The organism is Desulfobacter latus (genome assembly GCF_013389365.1).
GTDB lineage: Bacteria > Desulfobacterota > Desulfobacteria > Desulfobacterales > Desulfobacteraceae > Desulfobacter > Desulfobacter latus.
In genome coordinates this window covers 29593-52825 of sequence record NZ_JACADJ010000005.1, presented here as the reverse complement: position 1 = coordinate 52825, position 23233 = coordinate 29593, and the positions used below count along the sequence as shown (strand labels likewise).

The window sequence follows — 23233 nt, the reverse complement described above, 5'->3', positions numbered from 1 at the left end:
TAAATCTCTGAATAAGGAGGATATAATAATGGATAGAAGACAAGAAATCGTAAAACAAAACGAAAAAAACGTCGAGAAAACGCATGAATTGTATGAAGCAACGCCGGCCGTAGATATTTATGAAAATGACAATGAAATTCTTCTCCACGCTGACATGCCGGGGGTGGTCAAAGAAAATATCTCAGTTGATATTGATAACGGGACGCTATCAATATCCGGTGTCAGAAAACTTGAAACAGAAGGGGCTGCAACATATGAAGAGTTTTCAGACGTAGAATATGTCAGAAGTTTTTCCGTACCCCAGACCATTGATGTTGAAAAAGTTGAGGCGGAATTGAAAGATGGCGTGTTAAGACTGCACCTGCCTAAATCGGAAGCTGCCAAACCCAGACAGATAGAGATAAAAACAGCATAAGATATATCAATTTCTTTTATACAGGTCCTCGAACTGGCGGGCGATACTGTCACGCTCATAAACAATCTCCACCCGCCGGTTCCGGGCCCGGCCCAGGGCTGTATCATTGGTGGCCACGGGATGGTACTGGGCATACCCTTCAGCAGAAATATAAAAAGGCGGAACCCCGTATTTGACCAGCAGGCGTGCAACAGTAGACGCCCTGGCCGAAGAGAGTTCCCAGTTCGATGGATAAATGGGGGACGTAATGGGCTCGGAATCGGTATGCCCCCGAATCTTTACATGGTAGGCAAGCCGTGACAGGACTGCGGCCACTTTTTCAAGAATCTCCAGCCCCTTGGGCGACAACTCGGTGCCACCTGCTGAAAAAAGCAGCAAATCGGACATGGTGATAACCACACCGACATCGGTTTTAGTTACACTGACCTCCCCGCCCAGTTTATTGAAAAGAACCAGTTCCCTGATCTCAGAAACAATCTCATCCATCTCCTTTTCAATCATGCCGCCGAGTTCATCAATGGCCTGGCGATCCTCTTTTTTTTCCGAAGGCACCGGATGCATGACCAATCCCTCCCGGGTACCGGATTCAGGCACGGCCTGGGATCCCAAAGCACTTCTCAGGGATTTGACCAGTTCTTTATAGGTCTCCTGCTGGGTGGTACTCATGGCGAATAAAAGAACAAAAAAGCACATCAAAAGCGTTACCAGATCCGCAAAGGTTGCCATCCATGCAGGCGCACCTTCGGTGACATTGATAATCTCTTCCTTGACAACCTTTTTTTTTCCGCTGTCTGACGCTTCGTCGTTTTCAGCCACGCCTCTATTCCTTTTACTCGATAATTAAATTAGCGCCCTTTGGGCGGGTTGGTAGGTACTGGGTGCTGGGTGCTGGGTGCTGGGTATTGGGTACTGGGTAGTTGGGTGCTGGGGAATGGAAATTCCTATACTATCAATTTTCAGCTGAACCATGGATTACTTTTTCTCTTCCTTGGCACCATCCGCCAAATAGACTTTGAGTTTGTCTTCCATAAGTTTTGGATGTTCGCCTTCCCGAATGGATAAAATGCCCTCATAAACAATATTCATATTGGTGATTTCTTCTTCGGTACGCCCTTTGAGCTTATCGCTCATGGGAATAAAAAAAAGGTTGGCCATGATGGCCCCGTAAAATGTGGTAATCATGGCAACCGCCATCTTCGGACCAATGGTAGACGGGTCATCCAGATTGGCCAGCATCTGCACAAGGCCGATCAGCGTGCCGATCATGCCGAATGCCGGTGCATAGGCTGCCATGGCGGCAAAAACGGCCGAGCCGGTATCCAGATTCTTTTTGGTCAATTCCATCTTCTTTTCCATGATTTGTCCGATATCTTCGGTCTTAACCCCGTCCACCGTCATCTGCAGGGCCTGGGCCAGGTAAGGATCCGAAGTACTCTGAATATCACCTTCAATGGACAGCAACCCCCCTTTTCTGGCCTTGTTGGATATTTCCGTAAGATTGGCAATAATATCTTCGGCTTTTTCAATTTTAAACATGAATACTTTAATGGCGGTTTTAACGATGCCGATCACATCACCCAGAGGGAAACCAATCATGGTGGCGGCAATGGTACCGCCCACAACAATGAGAATAGAGGGGATATTGATGAACATACCGATGGGCCCGCCCAAAAGAATGGTACCCAGAATGAATCCGATCCCGGAAACAACGCCGATTATTGAAGAAATATCCATTGAGCTCAGACCTTTATATAAACAGTTTCGTCTACAGGGTATGCCCTGTGATATTGTATTATTTTATCGATGGCCTGCCGGGTCAGGGTCTGGCCGGCAGGCAGCAGTTTGGTGCCGCTCCGGGTGAACAGCGTTGCGCTGAGAATCATTCCCGGTTTCAGCTGTTCCACACCGACACCACGCACCTTGAGGGTCTCTCCGCCCCAATGCAGGACTGCATATTTTTCAAGCCATCCAGCGACCTCCGGATCAAGTCGGCTGCCTATTTTAGGCTCAAGTTCTGAAAGCAACTCCTGAATACCAACATGCGGATTGTTCTCCCGAAGGGTCTCCAGTTCATCCGCAGCAGCAAGAATTCTTGACGCCAACGGAATATGCCGGCGTTTCAAACCATCAGGATATCCGGTGCCGTCCACATTTTCATTCAAACAACGAATAATAGCCGCAGCCCCCTCAAATCCCCGGCAATGGCTGAGCAATTCAGCACCTTTAACCGGAAACTGCACGATCATGGCTTGATCATATCCTGAGGGACTGGTGAGTGGATACTGATCTGCGTCTTCCCCATCGGACACTTTTTTGCAAATATAATCCTTTGAAAGGAAAAGAAGTCCGATTTCGTGAAGCATACCAGCTCTTGACAGATCCTCAAACTGTTTCCGGGATCCCCCCATCTGCGTTGCGATAAAACAGGCAATTTTCCCCACACGCTCGCCATGGCCGCGATTGAGCTCCACCCGCTGACGAATTAGCGCATAAAGCATGTGGCCAAACCCTTTCATATCCGCAGCCATCTGCGTCTTGATATCCAAAAGACTTTGCTTCAAACGCCTGCGTTCTTCGGACATCTGATGAATCTGTTTCAACGCAGTATTCAAGTTACTCTTATCTTCAAGCAGCTCATCTTTGACCTCTTTTAATTCACTTTTAAACCGATCCAGATACCCAAAGGATTTTTCAAGGGAACCGCTCTTTGAAAAAAGTGTCTGTTCAAGATGAAGTTTATCTATTGCGCCTTTGGCCTTGACTTCAATTTCCCATAGATCCAAAGGCCAGTCCACCACCTGATCAGCACCCGATGCCATAAGACTTAATCGGACACTTTTGCGGGTATCTTCAGGAACAATGATAAAAATTGCCGGAAAAAATTTGAAATGATGCGTGCGCAACGCCTCAACCCATGACCGGACCTTTTCCGGGTCAAGCTCGGCATCATGGGCAAAAAGATCCATCAGCACAACATCCGGTCGCTGTTTCCGGGATGTTATCGCATCAGGCGTATTGACACAGGCAAGGAAAAAGTGCGGATCTGCAGACGCAAGTTCCTGGGGACACCGGGAACCCACGTATAAAATGGAAAGGCGCAAAGCCATAAATCAAACGATACCTGTATGTTGTCTATTCCGAATATCCACGGGTCCACCATTCATCCCAGCGGGTGCCAAGGATCTCCCGGGCAAGCTGTTTACCCGTCTCTGTTCTAAGGCGACCAACCACAAGGGGCAGCCAGGATTCAGGTGAGCTGGCGCCAAGATCTTTTAATTTTTTAAGTTCAAGAATAAAGGAAAGCTGATCTGCGTCATTGGCCAGGCGGGCTTCCATGGTCTCGCCCTGGTTGAATTCATCAATAAGGTCGGGAATATCCTTTGCCCAGTCAAGGCCTTGAATCAAATCTGATACCGCATGGGTTTCATCCACAGTGTTGTAGTGTTTATTAACATAATTCAAATCCCCTGTCCGGGCCTCGGCCGTATCATGCACCAAAGCCATGGAAATAAGCTTTTCAGCATCTACATCCGGTTCAAGACGGGCCATGACAAAGCACAAGAATGCTGTGGTGAAGCAGTGTTCCGCAATGCTTTCCTGTCCGACACCTAGAAAAGCGTATCCGTTGCGGTTCAAATCTTTGAGCATCCGTACTTCAAACAAAAGATCAGCAATTCGTGTCACGTTACACCCATTTTTTGTGATTTAGGCAACAAATATTGACATTTTATAGAACATTAGCTTAAATAAAGTCAAGATTTACAAGAATCAACACATCATTGGAGGCCCCATGCCGGTTCACGGAAAAATGTTTTCACCCTTGGTGTTCCTAATTGTTTTTTTTATCGGTGCCCATTTTTCCTCGCTTGGTGCCCGGGAAAAAGCAGAAAATGTTAACACACATCAGGATACAGGCTTTTACTACACCATTAAAAAAGGCGATACCCTTTGGGATCTGTCCCAAAAATTTTATGATTCCCAATGGGACTGGCCAGGCCTGTGGGAACTCAACAAAAATATTAAAAACCCCCACTGGATCTATCCGGGCAACACCATCAGGGTGTATCTCAAACCCGAATTAAAGCAACCGCGTCCTGAAAAAACAGTCCGGATGGCGGTTGAAACCCGGTTTAATTATCCCGCTATTCACAGAACCGGCTTTATAAAGCAAGAACAGGTGCCGCCTCTTGGCACGATATTGCGGGAAAAAGACGGCAATCTCATGATGGCCACAGATGATATTGTTTACATCAAATCCACGGGCCGCACCCCTTTGATTCCCGGACACAGGTACCAGATTTATACCACCTCTCAAGTGAATCAAAAAATCGGCACAAATCGCTACAAAGGCATTAAACATTTGATCAAGGCCGACCTTGACATTATTCAAGTCAACAATCAATATACTGTCGGAAAAATTATAAAATCCTACAGAGATGTGGTTTCAGGGGATATGATCATGGATTTTTATCCCAGACAACCGGTATTTAAAGTGAATGAACACCCTGATCCCATAGACGCGATGTTGCTCTGTTCCGAGGATGACAATGTTCTGGTTAACGATTACCGCATCGCCTTTATAAACAAAGGCTCCGGAGATAATATCCAGCCCGGCAATATTTACACCATCAAGCGCAGCAAAGAAACCGAATCCGTTTACAATATCAAAACAGGACTGAATATCGCACCGGTGTTAATCGGAAGGCTTATTGTTCTTCATACGGAATCAGCAAGTGCTACGGTCATGCTGCTCTCCTCAACCCAGGATATTAACCCCGGTGATATCGTGAATTAAGGATCTGGGCATCACGCCTGCTCCCAGGTGACTCTTAAAATCTCCTGGTAGGTGGTATGCCCTTTAAGCATCTTTTTTATTCCATTTTCCCGTAAAGGGATCAGACCCTGTTCACGGGCTTTCCGATGCATATCACCAAGGTTTGCGTTCCGGGTTGTCAACTGCTTTAACCCCTGGGTATAAGCAAGAATTTCATAAATCCCGGTCCGGCCGCTGTAACCGGTATTTCTACATTTTACACACCCTTTGCCGTGCTTTAGCTTTAACGGACCATTACCCGGCACCAAAAGGCCTAAGTCTGCAAGCTCCCGGCGGTCCATTTCAAAGGACTGGGTGCAATGGGGACAGATTTTACGCACAAGGCGCTGAGCAACGATCCCGGTAAGGGCGGAATGAATCAGATAGGGTGGAATCCCCAGGTCTAAAAGCCTGAAAACCGTGGACACGGCATCATTGGTGTGCAGGGTAGACAGCACCAAATGCCCTGTCAGGGCCGCCTGGACCGCAGCCTGTGCCGTTTCAAGGTCCCGGATTTCCCCCACCATGATGATATCCGGATCCTGACGCATGATATTTCGCAAAACAGAGCCAAACGTCACATCAATGGCCGGCTGAACACCAATCTGGTTGAACTCCTCATGGATCATCTCAATGGGATCTTCAATGGTCGTGATATTCACTTCCGGCGAAGAAAGCATGCGCAACGAAGAATACAACGTGGTGGATTTCCCGGATCCGGTAGGGCCTGTAACCAGCACAATACCAAAGGGCATTGTAATCAATTCTTTATATTTTTTCAGATCTGTCGGTGTAAATCCCAGGCTTTCCAGGTCCTGGAAAAGAATTTCAGGATCCATGACCCGCATCACCACCTTTTCGCCAAATGCCACAGGGATCGTAGATACCCGGATTTCCACTTCCTGATCTTTTTTGAGCATTTTAATCCGCCCGTCCTGGGGCCGCCGTTTCTCAGCCATATCCAGTGCAGACAAATTTTTAATACGGCTGACCACTGCATTGTGCAGTTTTTTGGGCAATTTGTACACGGTGTGCAACGCCCCGTCAATGCGCATGCGTACGAGGCAGATATCCCGTTTGGGTTCAATATGGACATCACTGGCTTTCTGGTCAAAGGCATATGAAAACAGATGGTTCACGGCATTGACAATATGCTGATCCGTGGATGGCGGTTCATCCATGTGCCCAATTTTGACAAATCGTTCAAGATTGCCTAAATCCAAACCTTTCCGGGAAAATAGATTCTCAGCCGCACTAATGGAATGATGAAAACCGAAAAATTCCTTGATAAGCTTTTCAACATCCGTTTTCGAACTGACAATGGGGGATATCTTCAAATTGGTCACCCGCTGCACATCGGCAATGGCCTCTTGGTTAAAAGGATTAGGGGTGGCCACCATCAGTTTGCCGCCTTTCATATGTAACGGCAACAGCAGATGTCTCAGGGCAAAAGAACGGGAAATGGTACCGGTGACGAGATTAAGTTCAAGCTTTAAAGGATCAATTTTTTTATACGGCAGATGCCAGGACGCGGCCAGAATTTTAAAAATCAAATCTTCATCAATTACTTTGTCGGGTTTGTCCAGTCGATTCAAATTCAAATAGACCAGCACATCAATAAAAGATATGCCGGAAAACACCCCTTGCCTGTTCCCGGATTTTTTACGGCCGGTTTGCACGGCAAGTTTTTCTTTTATCTCACGCTCCCGGCGAAGTAGGTCCCTTGCCTGATCCGACGAAATCAGATGGCCTGAAATCAGGACCTGACAAATGGCTTTGGCGCTAAAATACTTGTCAGAAGTTAAATGCATAAATCCCCTATGTTTATAACCACGGAAAGCACTGAAAGCTAGAGCGCAAAGCCCTCAATCCGTATTTTTGGATGAGCGCCCGAATTGATCCGTATTCAGACTCATTTCCGTGCCCTTCCGTGCCTTCCGTGGTTCCAAACACGACAAAACAAAAATGCCGGGCGACCTTACCTTACAGGTCAACCCGGCACTTATTTGGGTATAAGATAACGCCTTTTAATCTTCTTCTATGGTGATGGCGTCTTCTTCACAAACTTCTATGCAGCTCTCGCAACCCATGCATTCTTCAGCATTGACGGGATCGGATTTGCCGTCTACCATTTCAAATACTTCTGCAGGGCATACATCAACGCATTCTTCGCAGCCTACACATTTTGCCTGATCAACTATCGGGGTAAAAGCCATTTTAAAACCTCCTTAAAAATTAATAATACAATCTTATAAACTCATTTTTTCTATATAAGATAGTAACCTGATTCAGCACCCGCTTTTACAACAATGTTTTTGCTAAAACAAGCTTTTTATGAGTTTAATTCCACCAGGCATACGCCAATTTGTCCGCCTGGATTTTTTTTAGTTAAATTCACATCACCAACTCCCGAAAAAAACCGGATTTGAATCCGCCCGGTCACAGGATCTTGGTCAGCACCAGCACCTTCAAAATATTCTTTTTCAGGATCAGGCGTCAGGCCCTGTGCCATCTGCTCTACGATTGCCTTTATTTTAAGATACCGCTGTTTTATAAACTTACTATCATTTTCATGCACTTTTATGGAATCAATGTCAAGTGCATTTATCGCCTTACCCGCACCGGTCAGGAATTCATCCATGATGGCCCGGCTGGTGGTAATCAGGACCGGAATACCGCCTTGATTAAATATATCAGCATCAGCAGCGGTCTTAAGCCAGGCCTGGATTCTTTTTTCAGTCATGGCCTGACCCGGTTCAGACGTTTTTGCATGACCCCCAGGTACAAAAATATCTCCATCGCCTTTAAGTTCGGCAATAAGTGCCGCATTCTCCTGATCTAAAGCATCTAACGCCGTCTCAATAGCCTGATGTTCCCGGTCATAAATATCTGCCAGTTTAAGGAAAACAAGAGAATCGTTGCTGTCCGGGTCATTGGGTATATCCGGGTCATGGGAGACTGTCCGCTTACGGATGCCGGCACGAATGGCAGCCATACCGGAATCATCTTTTAAAAAAATGTTTTCACGAATTAACGCCCGCAGATTTTTTTCATTGCCCTTGTGGATGCCGGCCCAGTCCAGGTAGGCGCGCGCTTTTTGTTCTGCTAAGGCAAGTTTTTCCTTAGCAAGGCATACCCGCGTAAGCGTTCCGTTGGCTGCAAGACCCGCCATGGGCTCGGGTAGCACAGCTCCGCCGTGAATATCCAACACATTAAAATCATCAAAAAAACAGGATAAGGTCTTTGCCTGACGCTCATCCATAACAGTAAAAGGAAAAAAATAAAAATTTATCATACGATTGTATACCTTTTGGGCTTACACCTTTTGATCGTGAACCAGGACCCCCAGATCATCCAGTTGTTTTCGGATCCTGTCTGCTGTCTTAAAATCTTTTTGCTGCCGGGCCGTATCCCGTTCAGCCATAAGTGCCGTCACTTCTGACGAATACGGACTCTTTCTGCTGAAATCAAAAATATTGAGTACGGTATCCACATCCTTAAAACATTTAAGCAGGCGCTCTCCCCCCGCCGGTCCTACATGACCATCAACAATCATCCGATTAATGCGCTTCACCCCGGACAAAAGACCGGATACCAGGACAGGCACCTTGAGATCGCTTGCCATGGCATTCATCATGCCCTGGCGCAGATCATAGGTGATCTGCTGGATCTCCTCTTCATTGGACTGACCCGACACATGACCAAGGGATTCAATACACCGGTTAATCCGGGAAAGAACGGTTTTGGCATCATCCAGACTTTTTCCGGATAACAGCAGGGATTTTCTGTAATGGGCGGACAACAACCAGAAGCGGATGGTTTTCTCGTCCCATCCCATGTCAACCAGTCGGTCCAGGGTCAGTGACCGGACATCATCCGTATCCAGGGAGCCGTCATACTGCACTGGATGGCAATGCATCCACACCCTGGCAAAAGAACCGCCGGCAGCCCCTGCAATGGCAATCTCGTTTTCATGGTGGGGAAACATAAGTTCTCTTGAGCCCGTATGGATGTCAAAATCGGCGCCAAGAAAGGTGGACGCAAGGGTCGCACACTGCAAATGAAGCGAGGGACGGACATTCCCCCATTCTGTTTTAACACCGAGACCCTGTTTAAGCTCCGCCAGCTTTACCCGCTTGAGCAGGGTAAAATCCCTGGGATTATTCTTTTCATATTCATCCAGGTCCACCGTGGCGCCCACCCGGATCTTGTTGACATCCACCCGGGAAAGGCGGCCGTAATCCCCAAAGCTTGACAAGTCAAAATATACGGAATGAAGTTTTTCATAAGCATAGTTGTTGACAAGCAGTTTCCTTGTCAGATCCGTCATTTCATTAAAATGTTCGGACACCCTGGGATAGGCTTGGGCCGGTCGCATGCCGAGCCGCGAGAGATCCGCCAGAAAGGCATCAATAAAAGGCCGGGTAAATTCCTGAGGGGTCGTATTGGCCTGCCTTGCCCCTTCAATGGTTTTATCATCATAATCGGTGATATTAACGATATGTTTAACTTTCACATCCTGGTATTCAAGGTAGCGAATGAGCAGATCCGTAAACGCATGACGCCTGAAGTGGGTAATATCCTGGCGCCGGTGTACCGTGGGGCCGCAGGTGTATATACCAACTTCCTTATCCCCCTGGGGGGTAAACGCTTCTTTTTTCCCACCCAGGGAATTATATATGGTCAGGTGAATATTCTTCTTTACGCTGAAAAGTTCAGTGGAAAGATAACGCTCGCCTGAATCCGGAAAGATCACAACGATAACCCCGTTTTGAAGACGTTTGGCATAGTCAAGGGCCACGGCCATGGCCGCACCTGAACTCATGCCCACAAAAAGGCCTTCTTTGGCAGCCAATTGCCGGGCGGTTTCAAAAGCTGTTTTATCATCAATATGGATGCTTTCATCCAGCCGGGTTTTGTCAAAAATTTCCGGGGTATAAGACTCTTTCATATTTTTAAGGCCTTGAATGCCGTGCCCTAAATAGGGTTCGGCACAGATCACCCGGGCATGATGCTCCTGATCCTTAAAATACCGGGACAGCCCCATAAGTGTTCCCGAAGTGCCCACAGTCGCCACGACTGCATCGACCTGGCCGTTGGTCTGGGCCATGATTTCAGGTCCTGTGGTATGGTAATGGGCCTTCCAGTTGGCCTCATTATTATACTGATCCGTAAGAAAATATTTTTCCGGATATTCCCTGGCCAGTCGGTAAGCCTCTTCAATGGCCCCGTCCGATCCCAGGTGCCGGGGGGTAAGAATAATCCGGGCACCCCGGGCTTTAAGTATTTTTTTACGCTCCTCACTGGCGCTTTCGGACATGGCCAGGGCCAGTTTGTAGCCCTTGACCGCACAGATCATGGCCAGGCCGATTCCCGTATTTCCCGAAGTGGCTTCAATAACGGTCTTTTCAGGCGTCAGTTCGCCGTTGTCCTCGGCCTGACGGATCATATACAGGGCGGCCCGATCCTTGATAGACCCGCCCGGGTTCATATATTCAAGTTTGGCCAGAATGGTGACGCCCGGCACGGAATTAAGTGTTTGAATCTTTACAAGGGGAGTGTTTCCGATTGAATCAATAATGCTGGCATACATGCGTGTCCTCTCTTTACCGGGGAAGCCGGCTACGATTCTTCCTTATACCCCATATGGGCTGGAAGTCCACAACAAACAATGACATAAAATGGGCGCCGCAGACGCTTCGCCCTCTTATTCCTTGTCTCTTGTCTCTTGCCAAGAGCCGATTTGGCAGCGGCCTTGACTTTTCAAGTATAAAATGGCTTTATACAGTAATTTTATTTGATGCGCAATTTATTAAACAGGACCATTTTTACATATGGTTTCATGTAAACGAGTGCTGTGCCGGATATGTATTATCCCGGCCGTCATTATATTTCTTTCAGCCCAGGCGTTTTCTTTTTCCGCTTCCATGCCCACTCAAAAGGTGTCCTGGCGCATTCAGGCCCGGCAGGTGAGCTACGAAGATAAACGCAAGCTTTATATTGCGGAAAATGACGTGGTGATTACCGGGGGAAAGACGCGCCTGGAAGCCGATTATGTCGAATTTTCAGATATCACCAAAGAGGCCTTTGCCAAAGGCAATGTCCTGTTTATTTCAGGAAAAGATACCATTACCTGCACGTCCATGAACATCAACCTGAACTCGGAAACCGGCACGATTAACCAGGGCACCATATTCATCCAGGACAACAACTATTATATTTCAGGGGAGACGCTTCGAAAAACCGGGGAGTTCACCTATGATGCGGAAAAAGGATCCATCACCACCTGTGAAGGAAAGACCCCGGACTGGAAAATCACAGGAAAGGACATTGAGGTGACCATTGACGGATACGGCCATGCCAGTCATGCCGTACTCTGGGCCAAAAAAATGCCCACCCTTTATGCGCCCTATTTTCTATTTCCTGCCAAAACAACACGCCAGACCGGACTTTTGCTACCCATGGCAGGGTACTCAGACAACATGGGATTTGAATACCAACAACCGCTTTTTTTAGCGCTTTCCGACAATACCGACGCCACCTTGTATCCCTACTATATGTCGGACAGGGGGGTGATGCTCTCCGGCGAATACAGGTATATCCTTTCACCCGAATCCAAAGGGATCATGATGATGAGCTATCTTGAGGATAAAACCGTTGGAGACGATACAAATGAAAACCAAGATTACAATATTTCCGCGACACCTGACCGCACCAACCATGACAGGTACTGGTTTCGGATGAAGCATGACCAGGAGTTGTGGTACGGTTTTGACGCCAAACTGAATATTGATTATGTCTCGGATATGGATTATCTGCGGACCTTTACGGATGGCTTTGCAGGATTTGACAGCACCGATGACGCATTTGAAGACATGTTCGGCCGGGATCTGGACGCAGAAACCGATTACACCCGGGAAAACAGCCTGGTTGTCACAAAAAACTGGTTTTCATACGGCTTGAACATAGAAGCATTGTGGTATGATAATATTAAAGCACGCCGGACAGACATCGATGACACCACTCTGCAGACCCTGCCCTCGGTTGAATTTTTTGCCGCCCGCCGGAAAATTGCAGGGGATTCCGGCTTGTATTATAAAATGGATTCGGAGTTTACGTCATTTTACCGGCAGGATACCACCGACACAGCGGTTACCGGCCAACGGGCCGACCTTCATCCGATATTTTATTATCCCATAAAATTCGGCAAGGCATTTTTTATAGAGCCCTATGCCGGTGTCAGGGGGACCGTATGGAATACAGACGATTTCACCGACAGCGACGGGGATGATGCCGACACCAGAACCCGAGGGCTTTATGAAATGGGCATGGACCTGTCAACCTCCCTTAGCCGTGTATTCACGTTGGACGCAGATTTTGCCGAAAAAATCCAACACAAAATTGTGCCCGGACTGGCGTATGACTATATTCCTTCCGTGGACCAGGAGGATCTGCCCTATTTTGATGCCGTAGACGATATTTCAGAAGAAAATATCATTACCTGGTCTTTGACCAACACATTTACGTCCAGGCATACAATAACAGATGAAAACGGCCAAGAATCCCGGACCTACAAAGAACTTTTGTGGTTCTCGCTCTCCCAGGGCTATGACATCCGGTATGAGCGGGATGGCGATGACGCCGACGAGGACCCCTGGCAGGATTTGACATTAAAATATGAGTTAAATCCGCTGAAATACCTGAGATCAGACGGCACCATCGCCTTTGATCCCAATACCAGTCATTTCACAAAAATACAGGTTGGGGGTATGGTATCAGATAATAGAGGGGACAGTCTTTACATGTCTTATCGATATTCGAAAAGTTATTCACATACCTGGAAAACAAAACTCAGCACAAATCTGGTGCCGGATACCCTGGGCGCCTATTATTCCATTGAAAAAGATCTTGAAGACCGAAAAACAGTTGAAACCGGTGTGGGTATTTCCATCAACCGGCCGTGCTGGGGATTAAATCTGGCGTTTACAGATGAATCCGCAGATAAGTCATTTGCCTTCATGGTGATCCTGAAGGGTATTGGAGGATTTGGTACAAAGTGAAAAATAAAGCGCTTTGGTTTGCCCTGCTGACCCGAAGTAATTTCGAGCAGACCGTGTATTCACATATAAACAAAAAAAAAATAGAGGCGTTCCTGCCGATAACAAGAAAGCCCAGCAAAAGAAAAGACCGTAAACTCATGATAGAAACCCCGCTGTTTCCCGGATACGTATTTGTAAAATCCAGTATGGCGCCGGTGGACCAGTTACCGATCTTAAAAACGTTGGGCGCAGTCAGGCTTATCGGAAATTCTGCCGGCCCCGTACCCGTGCCCGAATGCCAGATTGAGTCGCTCAAGCTTTTGACCTCCGTAACCCAGGACCTAATTACAGGCAATATTATTGAGTTAAAAAAAGGAGATCCGGTAATCATCCTTGAAGGCCCCATGGCCGGGTTAAAAGGAGATTTTCTTGAACATAAGGGCAGGGGCAGGGTCATTATCAAACTGGAGCTTTTAGGCAGCTATGCAGGTGTGGAAATTGATTTTGACAAGGTTGAGAAAATCCCGGATCTGTTATCATAAGCCCTTGACTTTTTGATGCATATTCATTAAAACCCCTGGAAAAACTTTTTAGCTGTTTAACATATTTGAGGTTCCATGAATAAACTTGAATTGATTTCCACATTGAAAGACCGGGCCAACCTGACCAAATCAGAAGCCGCCGACGTAGTAAGAATATTTTTTGATTCCCTGTCAGAAGCCTTTGTCAAAGGTGAACGGGTCGAAATAAGAGGACTTTGCAGCTTTCATATCAAAGAGTATAAAAGCTATGTCGGCAGAAACCCCAAAACCGGGCAGAAAGTAGAAATCCCACCCAAACGCCTGCCGTTTTTTAAATGCGGTAAGGAACTCAAAGAGCGGGTTGATTATTAGCTTCTAATCTAATGTTATATGCCTGCTGCATCTTCCGAAATGAACCGGGAAGCCCTTCCCTCATCTTTGGCATTATCTGAATTAGCCTATATTGTTCAGACCGGCCGGATCCCCAATGCGCTCCTTTTTTACGGGCCCCGGGGAACCGGCAAAAAGCAGGCTGCGCTTTTTTTTGCACAGGCCTGCAACTGCCGTACAAACAACGGCCGGCCGTGCAATCTCTGCGCTTCATGTAAAAAAATAGCTGCGGGCATGCACCCGGACATGATTTTTATTGGCCCGGCTGAAAATAAAAAAATGATTACCATTTCCCAAATCCGGGACATGGGCAGCATCATCGCATCCCGCGCCAATGAAGCTGCATTCAGGATGGTGTGCATCCTGAATGCAGACCTGATGACCCCCCAGGCCCAGAATGCCCTTCTCAAAATGCTTGAAGAACCGCCGGAACACACGTTTTTCATTCTTGCCGTAGCGCAGACCGCTCCCCTTTTACCTACCATTTTATCCAGGTGCCGGCGCATTGACTTCCAGGCCCTTGCAGACCATGAAATCAAAAAGATGTTATGCACACAATACGGGCTTGATCCCGAAACCGCCCACATTATCAGTGGAACGGCCGGAAGCGATCTTGACCAGGCCCTGCGTCTCTCAGGCCTGAATAAAGCGGGCGCGCCTGACTGGAAAATGCTGCGGCCATGGTTAATCAAAGAAATCTGCCGATTTCCGGCAACACCACCGCATCAAAAGGCCTTTAAAGGCCTTGATTTATCCAGGCGTCTGTCGGCCCGGCCGGAATATATTCTTGATGTCATGGCAGTGCTGCGAACCGTATTCAGAGACTTTTGCATATTAAAATACAGGTCGGATAAAATAGTTAACCTTGATTTTTTAAGCGTATTTAAAGATATTAGTATGATGCATTCATACACGCGAATGTTAACATGGATGACACTGTTTCATGAAACGGAAAAAAGACTGGAATCCAACAGCGGCACAAGACTGACCCTTGACCGTTTTTTCCTTTCCTTAGTCGTTAGCTAAATAAGAGGCCGATTTTTATGGTAAACGTTGCCGGGGTTAAATTTAAGACCGCAGGTAAAATATACGATTTCAACAGCCAAGACCTGGCGGTGAACTTAGAAGACCGGGTCATTGTTGAAACCGAACAAGGGCTGGGGTTCGGCATCGTTGCCGTTCCGTCCCGGGAAAAGGACAAAGACGAGACGTCTTTAAAAAATATTGTCAGAGTGGCCACCCAGGAAGATTTCAGCCGGCGCCTGGAACTTGAATCACTGGAACGGCAGGCTCATGAATACTGCCTTACGTGCATAAAAGAGCTGGACCTTTTAATGAACCTGTTCAGTGTGGAAAGCACCTTTGACAGAAACAAACTGACATTTTTTTATACAGCGGACGGCAGGATTGATTTCAGGGAACTGATTAAACTTCTGGTAAAAGAATTTTCCATCCGTATTGAAATGCGCCAGGTCGGTATCCGAAATCTGTCCAAACATGTGGGAGGGGTAGGGAAATGCGGCAGGGAACTGTGCTGTTCATCGTTTATGCATACCTTTGATCCGGTGTCCATAAAAATGGCAAAAGAACAGGGATTGAGCCTGAATCCCACTAAAATTTCAGGGGTATGCGGCCGACTGATGTGCTGCCTGACCTTTGAAAATGAGACCTATCGCCATTATAAGAAGCAAATGCCGAAACTGGGAAGAACCATTACAGTTGAAGATGTCAAAGGCAAAGTGGTCCGTCAGAATGTTCTCAGACAAAGCGTCAATGTCAGACTTGAGGACCGCACGGAAAAGGAAATATTTCTGTCAGAACTGAAAAAAGAAAACACTTAGGAACCCATCTCAATGACTTGTCAATACTATACCACACCTATTTACTATGTGAATGCCAAGCCCCATCTCGGTCATGCCTATACCTCCATTGCAGCAGATGTCGCCACCCGTTTCAAAAAGATGGAAGGTGCCGATACCTTTTTTTTAACCGGAACGGATGAACACGGGGATAAAATCGTTCAGGCGGCTGAAAAGGAAAATACCACGCCCAAGGCTTACGCAGATAAAATCAGCAAACTATTTCAAGATATTCTGCCCCTGCTCAATATAGAAAACAACCACTTTATCCGGACAACGGATCCTGGACATATTGAGGTGGTAAAATCGGTTCTGTCAACGATTTACGACAAAGGGGATATCTATTTTTCAAGTTATGAGGGCATTTATTGTTTCGGGTGTGAAAGATTCTACCAGGAACGCGAGCTTGTGGACGGCAAATGCCCGGACCACGGGACTGTGCCGGAAACCATCAAAGAATCAAACTATTTCTTCAAAATGAGCAAGTACCAGGATTGGCTCATTGAACACATCGAAACCCATCCGGATTTTATCCGGCCCGAACAATACAGAACAGAACTTCTCTCATTTCTTAAGGCGCCTTTGGAAGATTTGTGCATCTCCCGGCCCAAAACCCGGCTGACCTGGGGTATCACCCTGCCCTTTGATGAAGATTATGTCACCTATGTATGGTTTGACGCCCTGGTCAACTATATCACGGCCCTTGGATACCCTGACGGGGAGCGGTTTAAAAAATTCTGGCCCACGGCCCGGCATTTTGTGGCCAAAGACATTATCAAACCCCACGGAATTTACTGGCCCATCATGCTTAAGGCGGCTGGCATTGACATATATAACGGACTTAATGTCCATGGGTTCTGGAATGTTCAGGGCGCTAAAATGTCAAAAAGTATCGGCAATGTCACCGACCCTGTCGAGGTAACCGGCCGGTTCGGTGTGGATGCATTCAGATATTTTCTCATGCGGGAGATGGTATTTGGCCTGGACGCCAATTTTACCGAAGATGTTATTGTGGCAAGAATCAACTCAGACCTTGCCAATGACCTGGGCAACCTGTTCTCCCGGGTATTGTCCATGAACTACAAATATTTTAAAGGCCGCATACAGGGGCCGGCGGCAGGATCCAACAAAGACTTAAGCCTTGAGCCCGACGCCGACGCCGCCTTGGCAGCGTACACAAAAGCCATGGCGGAATGCCGGTTTCACAAGGCCCTTGCAAGTGTCTGGGAACTGGTGTCAGCCATGAATAAATACATTGTTGCCAACGAACCCTGGACCCTGGCCAAAGATCCGGCACGCACAGACGATCTTGGTAGGGTGCTATACGAACTGCTGGAAGGGCTTCGCTTTGTGGCCGGGCTGATCTGGCCGGTCATGCCGGACACCAGCAGTAAAATCATTACCGCCCTTGGCCTTGAGCTGCCTGAAAAGGGATTTTTTACCCTGGATGCCATTCGACCCTGGGGTCAGATGCCATGCGGCATTACCCTGGCAAAGCCCCGGATTCTCTTTCCCCGGGTGGACGTTGAAAAGAAAACGGCTGCACCACCGGCACCCAAAGCGCTCAAACCGGCATTAAAAGAAGAAATCACCATTGATGATTTTTCCAAAGTAGATTTAAGAGCCGGCACAATTCTGTCTGCCGAACGGATTGAAAAATCGGACAAACTGCTAAAACTTCAAGTAGATTTAGGCGCTCAGACCCGGCAAATTGTGGCAGGCATCGGTAAATCCTACACCCCCGAAGAGGTGGTGGGCAAAGAAGTCATTGTTGTGGCCAACCTGAAACCCGTGAAGCTTATGGGAGAACTGTCCGAAGGCATGGTGCTTGCCGCAAGTGTGAAAAAAAACCTTGTTCTTTCCGGATTTAACGGCAGTCCCAAGCCCGGCTGCCCGATTAAATAATGTTTAAGTTTGAGACACGCTTTTGTATGCTATGAAAACAGAACTTTCCTGGCGCGAACTTCAGACAGGTTATAACCGGCAGAAAAAAAGGCACACCATGGCCGGCCGCATACGCCAGACGGCAGCTGTTCTCTGCCTTGGCGTTGCCGGTGTCGCGGCCATAACATTGCTCTGGTTTGGTGGGCAGACGGTCTCCATGCTTGGTGAGCGGCTGTTTTCCCCAAAACCGGATAAGGTTGAAAGCAAACCTGCGCCACCCAAGCACCTTGAAAAATCCGACGTCAAAGCCCTGGTCCAAAACATTGATATTCTCAATTCCAAAACAAACATTTTCTTTGCGGACGGCCCGTCCTGGACATATACCATTCACACCCAACTGGACACACGCCTCCAGGCTAAACTGATCCGGACCCTGAACTATCTTAAAACCCTGGACCGGGGCAAGCCGGAACTCATCGGTATGGTGGCCATGGACGGCAGCACCGGATTCATAAAAGCCATGGCCGGATTTAATCAGGACAATCCGGATGCCAATCCCTGTACATCGGCCGGCTATCCTGCTGCCAGTATTTTCAAGATCGTCACCGCATCTGCTGCCGTGGAAAAATTGAAATATACACCCACTACCCCCCTTTATTTCAACGGCAGGAAATACACCCTTTACAAACGGCAGCTAACAAATCAGAAGACCAAATATACCAATCGGGTTACCTTGGAGACCGCCTTTGCCAAATCCATCAACCCTGTATTCGGCAAACTCGGGCAACTTGCCCTGGGTGAAGCGGCGCTGAGCAATTTTGCTGAAAAATTTGGTTTCAACCAAAATCCGAATACGGACTTTGATTTTCCAGTCCCTCATTTTGCAGCAACCGGCAGCGAGTTCCATTTAGCGGAACTTGGATGCGGCTTTAACCGGAATACCCTGATTTCGCCTGTATTTGCCGTGACGATGGTTTCCGCCATGGTGAACAAGGGGCAAAGCCTTGTCCCCCGTCTTGTAGACCGAGTAGCCAATTCAGACGAAGACGAAATTTACAAAAGCACCAAAGAGGTGTATAAGACACCGGTTAGTCCCAACACAGCGGCCACCATGAAAAGACTTATGAAAAAAACCATATCCGGGGGCACAGCCAGAAAATCATTCAGGGGCTATTCACGGGATAAAGTATTATCAAATCTTTTGATCGGCGGAAAAACCGGCTCCCTGTCCAATCAGGCGCATACAATCAAATACGACTGGTTCACAGGATTTGGACAGCAGAAAACAACAAACGAGACATTAATTGTCGCCGTCATCGTGGGTCACGGCAAATATATCGGAACCCGGGCATGCACTCATGCAAAAAATATGCTAAAAACCTATTTTAACGCCCCCACTCAAGAAACAAGAGGCAAAAGACAAGAGACAAGAGGGTAAAGCGCCTGGGGCGCTCATTTTAACCCTGTATATTAGGTGCTTATGGTTTTATTCGTTGTGGTGCCTGTTAGGGTATAGCTGTTATATGGAGGAGATACATATGAAACGACAAGGCAATCTTTCAACACAACTTTTTGATTATCTTAAACATATCGCAAATATGAATGTGGACATCGGCAAACCCTTGTCATCGGTGAAGGAAAACACCTTACTCTTTTTCCCCGACACCGGCTGCACCCTGGGGTGCGGGATCTGTGCTCTTGTGGCATTTAAAGGGCCGACCTGCGAAAATGATCTGGCCCCCCTGTCCAGGGGCATTGAAACCCTTTCAAAGAATCGGCTTGGCCCGTTTTCCGAAGACAAAAACCTGATGGTTTCCGAAGATTACCTGGGTGGCAAAGACTTTTTATCCACCCTGTTTGACCATGCCCAGAACCTTAAGCAGGAAACGATTTTTGCATCCTTGTTTTATAACCAGGAAAAAACCCGCAAATTGTCCGGCATCACCCAGGATATAAAAAAAATGCTTGCGGATGAAATCCGGGATTTCAAATCTGCAACAGCCGGCTTATCCACCCCCGAGGTAGAAATTGCCGCAGATCATATTGACCAGCTCAAGGACATCCTATGGTGTTTAAAAAAAGAAGTTATTAACAATATTGAAGCCATTAAACAACTGGCCCCGGGTATAGAGAACCAAAACAACCCTGCAGGGACAGCGCTTTTCAAACGGATCAATGCCGTACTCAACAGCCTTGACCGCCTGGAGGTCAGAGGGCGGGATTCAGCAGGCATTTCAGTGCTGTGTACCCTGGATGAAAAGGAATTCTCAAAATACAAAAGCATTCTGAAACAAAAAGGGATCGCCGAAGGGCTGGAAAACAGAAGCAATCAACAGATCCTGTCAAACAACACCATTTCGATCAATGAAATCAGCAGGCCAGGTTCTCCGAACCGTATTACCATCTGTTTTGTTTACAAATTTGCCGCAGAGATAGGTGCCCTTGGCGACAACATCGCCTTTATCAGAAATCAGATTAAAAACGACCACCTGCTCCAGACACTTGCCGAATTTTCTACGTTGTCGTCATCGGTCTCGGCCCATACAAGATGGGCATCCGTTGGTGATATTACCGAGGCCAACTGCCATCCTTTGGACAATACACGCACAGATTCCGGAATATCCCCAAGCGGCATTATCCATGTCTGCCTGAACGGAGATATTGACAACTACCTGGAACTGAAAACCGAATACGAGGCCCGGTACGATAAAATTCATCCCCAGATCACCACGGACACCAAATTGATCCCGTTGCAGATTGAACATCACCTGAAAATGGGCGCGCCCATCGAAGAGGCATTCCGCCTGGCGGTCAATGAGTTTGAAGGGTCCCATGCCATTTCCATGCACACCGACCTTGCCCCGGGCAAATTGTTTCTGGCCCAGAAAGGCAGTGGGCAGGCCATTTTTGTGGGGCTTGCCCCGGACCATTACATTGCGGCATCGGAATTATACGGGGTGGTGGAGGAAACCCGCCACTATATCAAACTCAACGGCGAAGAAAAGGGCCAGATTGTGGTCCTGGATCAAGAGGGTGCCGGCGGTATTGAAGGCGTGCGCTCCTTTTATTATGACTACCAGCCCATCACCCTGACCCGGGCGGATGTGTTCACCAGCCAAATCACCTCCAGGGACATTGACCGCCAGGGCTACAACCACTATTTTCTCAAGGAAATCTCCGAATCCCCGCTGTCCGTTGAAAAAACACTGGAAAACAAATTCAAACAGAATCCGGGGTCAGGACTTCTCAATGTCAATCTGAACAAAACGATTATTCCCCCGGACCTGGAAAACGATTTACGGTCCGGAAAAATAAGAAAAATATATTTCATCGGCCAGGGGACAGCGGGCATTGCAGCCCAGGGGTGTGCGGATCTTCTCACCCATTACCTGGGGGATAAATCCATGGATATACGTGCCCAGAAAGCGTCCGAGCTTTCCGGGTTCAACATCGGCTGTGACGGTGACGATGCCACAGCCATGGCAGACACACTGGTTGTGGCCATCAGCCAGTCCGGCACCACCACGGACACCAACCGGACCGTGGACATGATCCGGGCCCATGGCGCCAAAAGCCTTGCCATTGTCAACCGCAGGGATTCGGACCTGACCTTCAAGGTGGACGGGGTATTATACACCAGTTCCGGCAGGGACATTGAGATGTCCGTGGCCTCCACCAAAGCATTTTATTCCCAGATCACGGCCGGCGCCGTACTTGGCCTGCACCTGGCGGCCCTGCTCAATGCCAGAAGTGAAAATTATATCAGTGATCAGATCCTTGCGCTGGTAGCACTGCCGGCAAAAATGAAAGCCGTTATCGAAATGCGCGATGAAATCAAGGCATGTGCGGACAACCTGGCCATCTCCAAAAATTATTGGGCCACAGTGGGGTCCGGTGCCAACAAAACATCTGCCGACGAAATCAGGATCAAACTGTCGGAACTGTGCTACAAAACCATCTCCTCGGATTTTGTTGAAGACAAAAAACATATTGACCTGTCAAGCGAGCCATTGATCATTGTCTGTGCCGCCGGTACCCGGGAAAGTGTACTCAGGGACATCATTAAAGATACAGCCATTTTCCATGCCCACAAAGCCTGTCCCATTGTGATCACCACCCAGGGCGAAAACCGGTTTGATCTATATGCCAAAGCCGTGTTTAAGATACCCGAAGTCCAGGAACATTTTGCCCCGGTTCTCAATACCCTGGTGGGACATATCTGGGGGTACTATGCAGCGCTTGCCATCAATGCCGGATCAAAATTTTTATATGAGGCAAGGCTGAAAATCGAAAATATCATTGAAGAATTCAAGAACATGGGCCATGACGATTACGAAGTGCTTTTAGAGAACAAATTCGCGGAAACCGTGGCAGCGTTCTATAATCAGTTTTCCCGGAAAAGGCGCCAGGGGGAATTTCCCGGTGCTATGGGTCTGAGTACGGTATCCGACATCACCTTGCTGCTGAAATATCTGTCCGGCAGACTGCCGGTATCGGATTTTGAAGTGGACTTCGGCGTCAAAGGCACCCCGGCCAATATGCTGTCCACCTTTTTTGACACCATGAACCAGGCCATCAATACCATGGCCCGGCCCGTGGATGCCATCAAGCACCAGGCTAAAACAGTGACCGTGGGTACCAGCCGGACCAGTGAACGCTTTGAAGGCATTATATTTGATGCCCTGGCTGAACATAATATCCAGATTCCTTTGATTACCAATACCAATGTACTGGTTCTTAAAAACCTGCAGGAAATCATATCCGAGGTTAAAGGCGCCGTGCTTTACCGCATCACCGGCTTAAACCTTTTAGGAAAAGTCACGGCAGACACGCGCATTGAGGTGGTTTCCAAAACAGGCATTCTGGCCAATGAGTCCTCCCGGGTGGAAACGGATCACCGGCTCAAGGGAACCAAAAACATCATTGTCAGGGAGGGTAACGTATATATCGGCAAAGGCCGGAAAGACAGCCGGAGCATTCTTGTGATTCCGGTACTCTCATCTTCGCCGACATCTCCCAACATCATTGAGTTCCTTCTGTCTTTAAACATTGCCTTTAAATCCACAGGCGACGTTACCCTGCTGAAAAAAATCAAGGCCTTGGGCGGAAAATACACACGGCTTAAGGACTGGATTCTTGAAAGTAAAAATGTGGCATGGGATGATAAATACCTCAACCTTGTGGACATTGAGACCCTGTTCGGGGCCACGGCGGAACAGGCTGTGGAGGCGATTGTTGAAAAGCTAAATTAATACCCAGTGCTGACGCATAACTTTTCATGCCGATTATCGAAATATCAATAGGGTATGATT

The 23233-nt window shown here is 47.7% G+C and carries 18 protein-coding genes; 10 read left to right on the top strand and 8 right to left on the bottom strand.

Annotated features, from left to right (window positions below; genetic code table 11):
• The first annotated feature begins 28 nt into the window (after nt 1-28).
• On the top strand, nt 29-415 hold the full coding sequence (locus HXW94_RS02430) for an Hsp20/alpha crystallin family protein (protein ID WP_178365313.1): 387 nt from the start codon (nt 29-31) through the stop codon (nt 413-415).
• A 6-nt stretch (nt 416-421) separates the two neighbouring features.
• On the opposite strand, the gene HXW94_RS20055 is transcribed toward HXW94_RS02430, so the two are convergent.
• The 4 genes from HXW94_RS20055 to HXW94_RS02410 all read right to left on the bottom strand — a co-directional run bounded on the left by HXW94_RS20055 (nt 422) and on the right by HXW94_RS02410 (nt 4099).
• Complete coding sequence (locus tag HXW94_RS20055) at nt 422-1231, bottom strand: OmpA family protein (protein ID WP_178365312.1); 810 nt, start codon at nt 1229-1231, stop codon at nt 422-424.
• A gap of 156 nt (nt 1232-1387) precedes the next feature.
• A complete protein-coding gene (locus HXW94_RS02420; protein ID WP_178365311.1) occupies nt 1388-2149 on the bottom strand; it encodes a motility protein A in 762 nt (253 codons plus the stop codon).
• Between the two features lie 5 nt (nt 2150-2154).
• A complete protein-coding gene (locus HXW94_RS02415; protein WP_178365310.1) occupies nt 2155-3522 on the bottom strand; it encodes an HD-GYP domain-containing protein in 1368 nt (455 codons plus the stop codon).
• A 25-nt stretch (nt 3523-3547) separates the two neighbouring features.
• Nucleotides 3548-4099, bottom strand: a complete 552-nt coding sequence (locus tag HXW94_RS02410) for an HD domain-containing protein (RefSeq protein WP_178365309.1) — start codon at nt 4097-4099, stop codon at nt 3548-3550.
• A 106-nt stretch (nt 4100-4205) separates the two neighbouring features.
• On the opposite strand from HXW94_RS02410, the gene HXW94_RS02405 reads away from it, so the two are divergent.
• A complete protein-coding gene (locus tag HXW94_RS02405) occupies nt 4206-5210 on the top strand; it encodes a LysM peptidoglycan-binding domain-containing protein (RefSeq protein ID WP_178365308.1) in 1005 nt (334 codons plus the stop codon).
• Nucleotides 5211-5221: 11 nt separating this feature from the next.
• Here HXW94_RS02405 and HXW94_RS02400 read toward each other — a convergent pair whose 3' ends face one another.
• The 4 genes from HXW94_RS02400 to HXW94_RS02385 all read right to left on the bottom strand — a co-directional run bounded on the left by HXW94_RS02400 (nt 5222) and on the right by HXW94_RS02385 (nt 10821).
• Nucleotides 5222-7039, bottom strand: coding sequence for a GspE/PulE family protein (locus HXW94_RS02400; RefSeq protein WP_178365307.1), 1818 nt, complete (start codon nt 7037-7039; stop codon nt 5222-5224).
• 216 nt (nt 7040-7255) lie between these two features.
• A complete protein-coding gene (locus HXW94_RS02395; protein WP_178365306.1) occupies nt 7256-7444 on the bottom strand; it encodes a ferredoxin family protein in 189 nt (62 codons plus the stop codon).
• A 116-nt stretch (nt 7445-7560) separates the two neighbouring features.
• Nucleotides 7561-8523, bottom strand: a complete 963-nt coding sequence (locus HXW94_RS02390; RefSeq protein ID WP_178365305.1) for a hypothetical protein — start codon at nt 8521-8523, stop codon at nt 7561-7563.
• 21 nt (nt 8524-8544) lie between these two features.
• Nucleotides 8545-10821: a cysteine synthase gene (locus HXW94_RS02385; RefSeq protein ID WP_178365304.1), complete on the bottom strand. Its 2277-nt coding sequence runs from the start codon at nt 10819-10821 to the stop codon at nt 8545-8547.
• Nucleotides 10822-11062: 241 nt separating this feature from the next.
• Between HXW94_RS02385 and HXW94_RS02380 the strand changes: the two genes are divergently transcribed.
• The 8 genes from HXW94_RS02380 (at nt 11063) to HXW94_RS02345 (ending at nt 23173) form a co-directional block, all read left to right on the top strand.
• On the top strand, nt 11063-13288 hold the full coding sequence (locus HXW94_RS02380; RefSeq protein ID WP_178365303.1) for an LPS-assembly protein LptD: 2226 nt from the start codon (nt 11063-11065) through the stop codon (nt 13286-13288).
• Entirely contained in the window at nt 13285-13809 is a 525-nt protein-coding gene (locus tag HXW94_RS02375; RefSeq protein WP_178365302.1) for a UpxY family transcription antiterminator, read from the top strand. The genes HXW94_RS02380 and HXW94_RS02375 overlap by 4 nt, the downstream gene beginning before the upstream one ends.
• Before the next feature lie 75 nt (nt 13810-13884).
• Nucleotides 13885-14160 carry an HU family DNA-binding protein gene (locus tag HXW94_RS02370; protein ID WP_178365301.1) on the top strand — a complete coding sequence of 92 codons (276 nt, stop codon included), beginning with the start codon at nt 13885-13887 and terminating at the stop codon, nt 14158-14160.
• An 18-nt stretch (nt 14161-14178) separates the two neighbouring features.
• Nucleotides 14179-15204, top strand: a complete 1026-nt coding sequence (gene holB, locus HXW94_RS02365) for a DNA polymerase III subunit delta' (protein WP_178365300.1) — start codon at nt 14179-14181, stop codon at nt 15202-15204.
• Nucleotides 15205-15221: 17 nt separating this feature from the next.
• Entirely contained in the window at nt 15222-16019 is a 798-nt protein-coding gene (locus HXW94_RS02360; protein WP_178365299.1) for a PSP1 domain-containing protein, read from the top strand.
• Between the two features lie 12 nt (nt 16020-16031).
• A complete protein-coding gene (metG, locus tag HXW94_RS02355; protein WP_178365298.1) occupies nt 16032-17942 on the top strand; it encodes a methionine--tRNA ligase in 1911 nt (636 codons plus the stop codon).
• A gap of 31 nt (nt 17943-17973) precedes the next feature.
• Nucleotides 17974-19359 (top strand): penicillin-binding transpeptidase domain-containing protein, encoded by a 1386-nt coding sequence (locus HXW94_RS02350; protein WP_246293702.1) that lies wholly within the window; start codon nt 17974-17976, stop codon nt 19357-19359.
• A gap of 100 nt (nt 19360-19459) precedes the next feature.
• The gene (locus HXW94_RS02345; protein WP_178365296.1) at nt 19460-23173 is read left to right on the top strand and encodes an SIS domain-containing protein; all 3714 of its coding nucleotides are present in this window, start codon (nt 19460-19462) and stop codon (nt 23171-23173) included.
• Nucleotides 23174-23233: the final 60 nt, after the last annotated feature.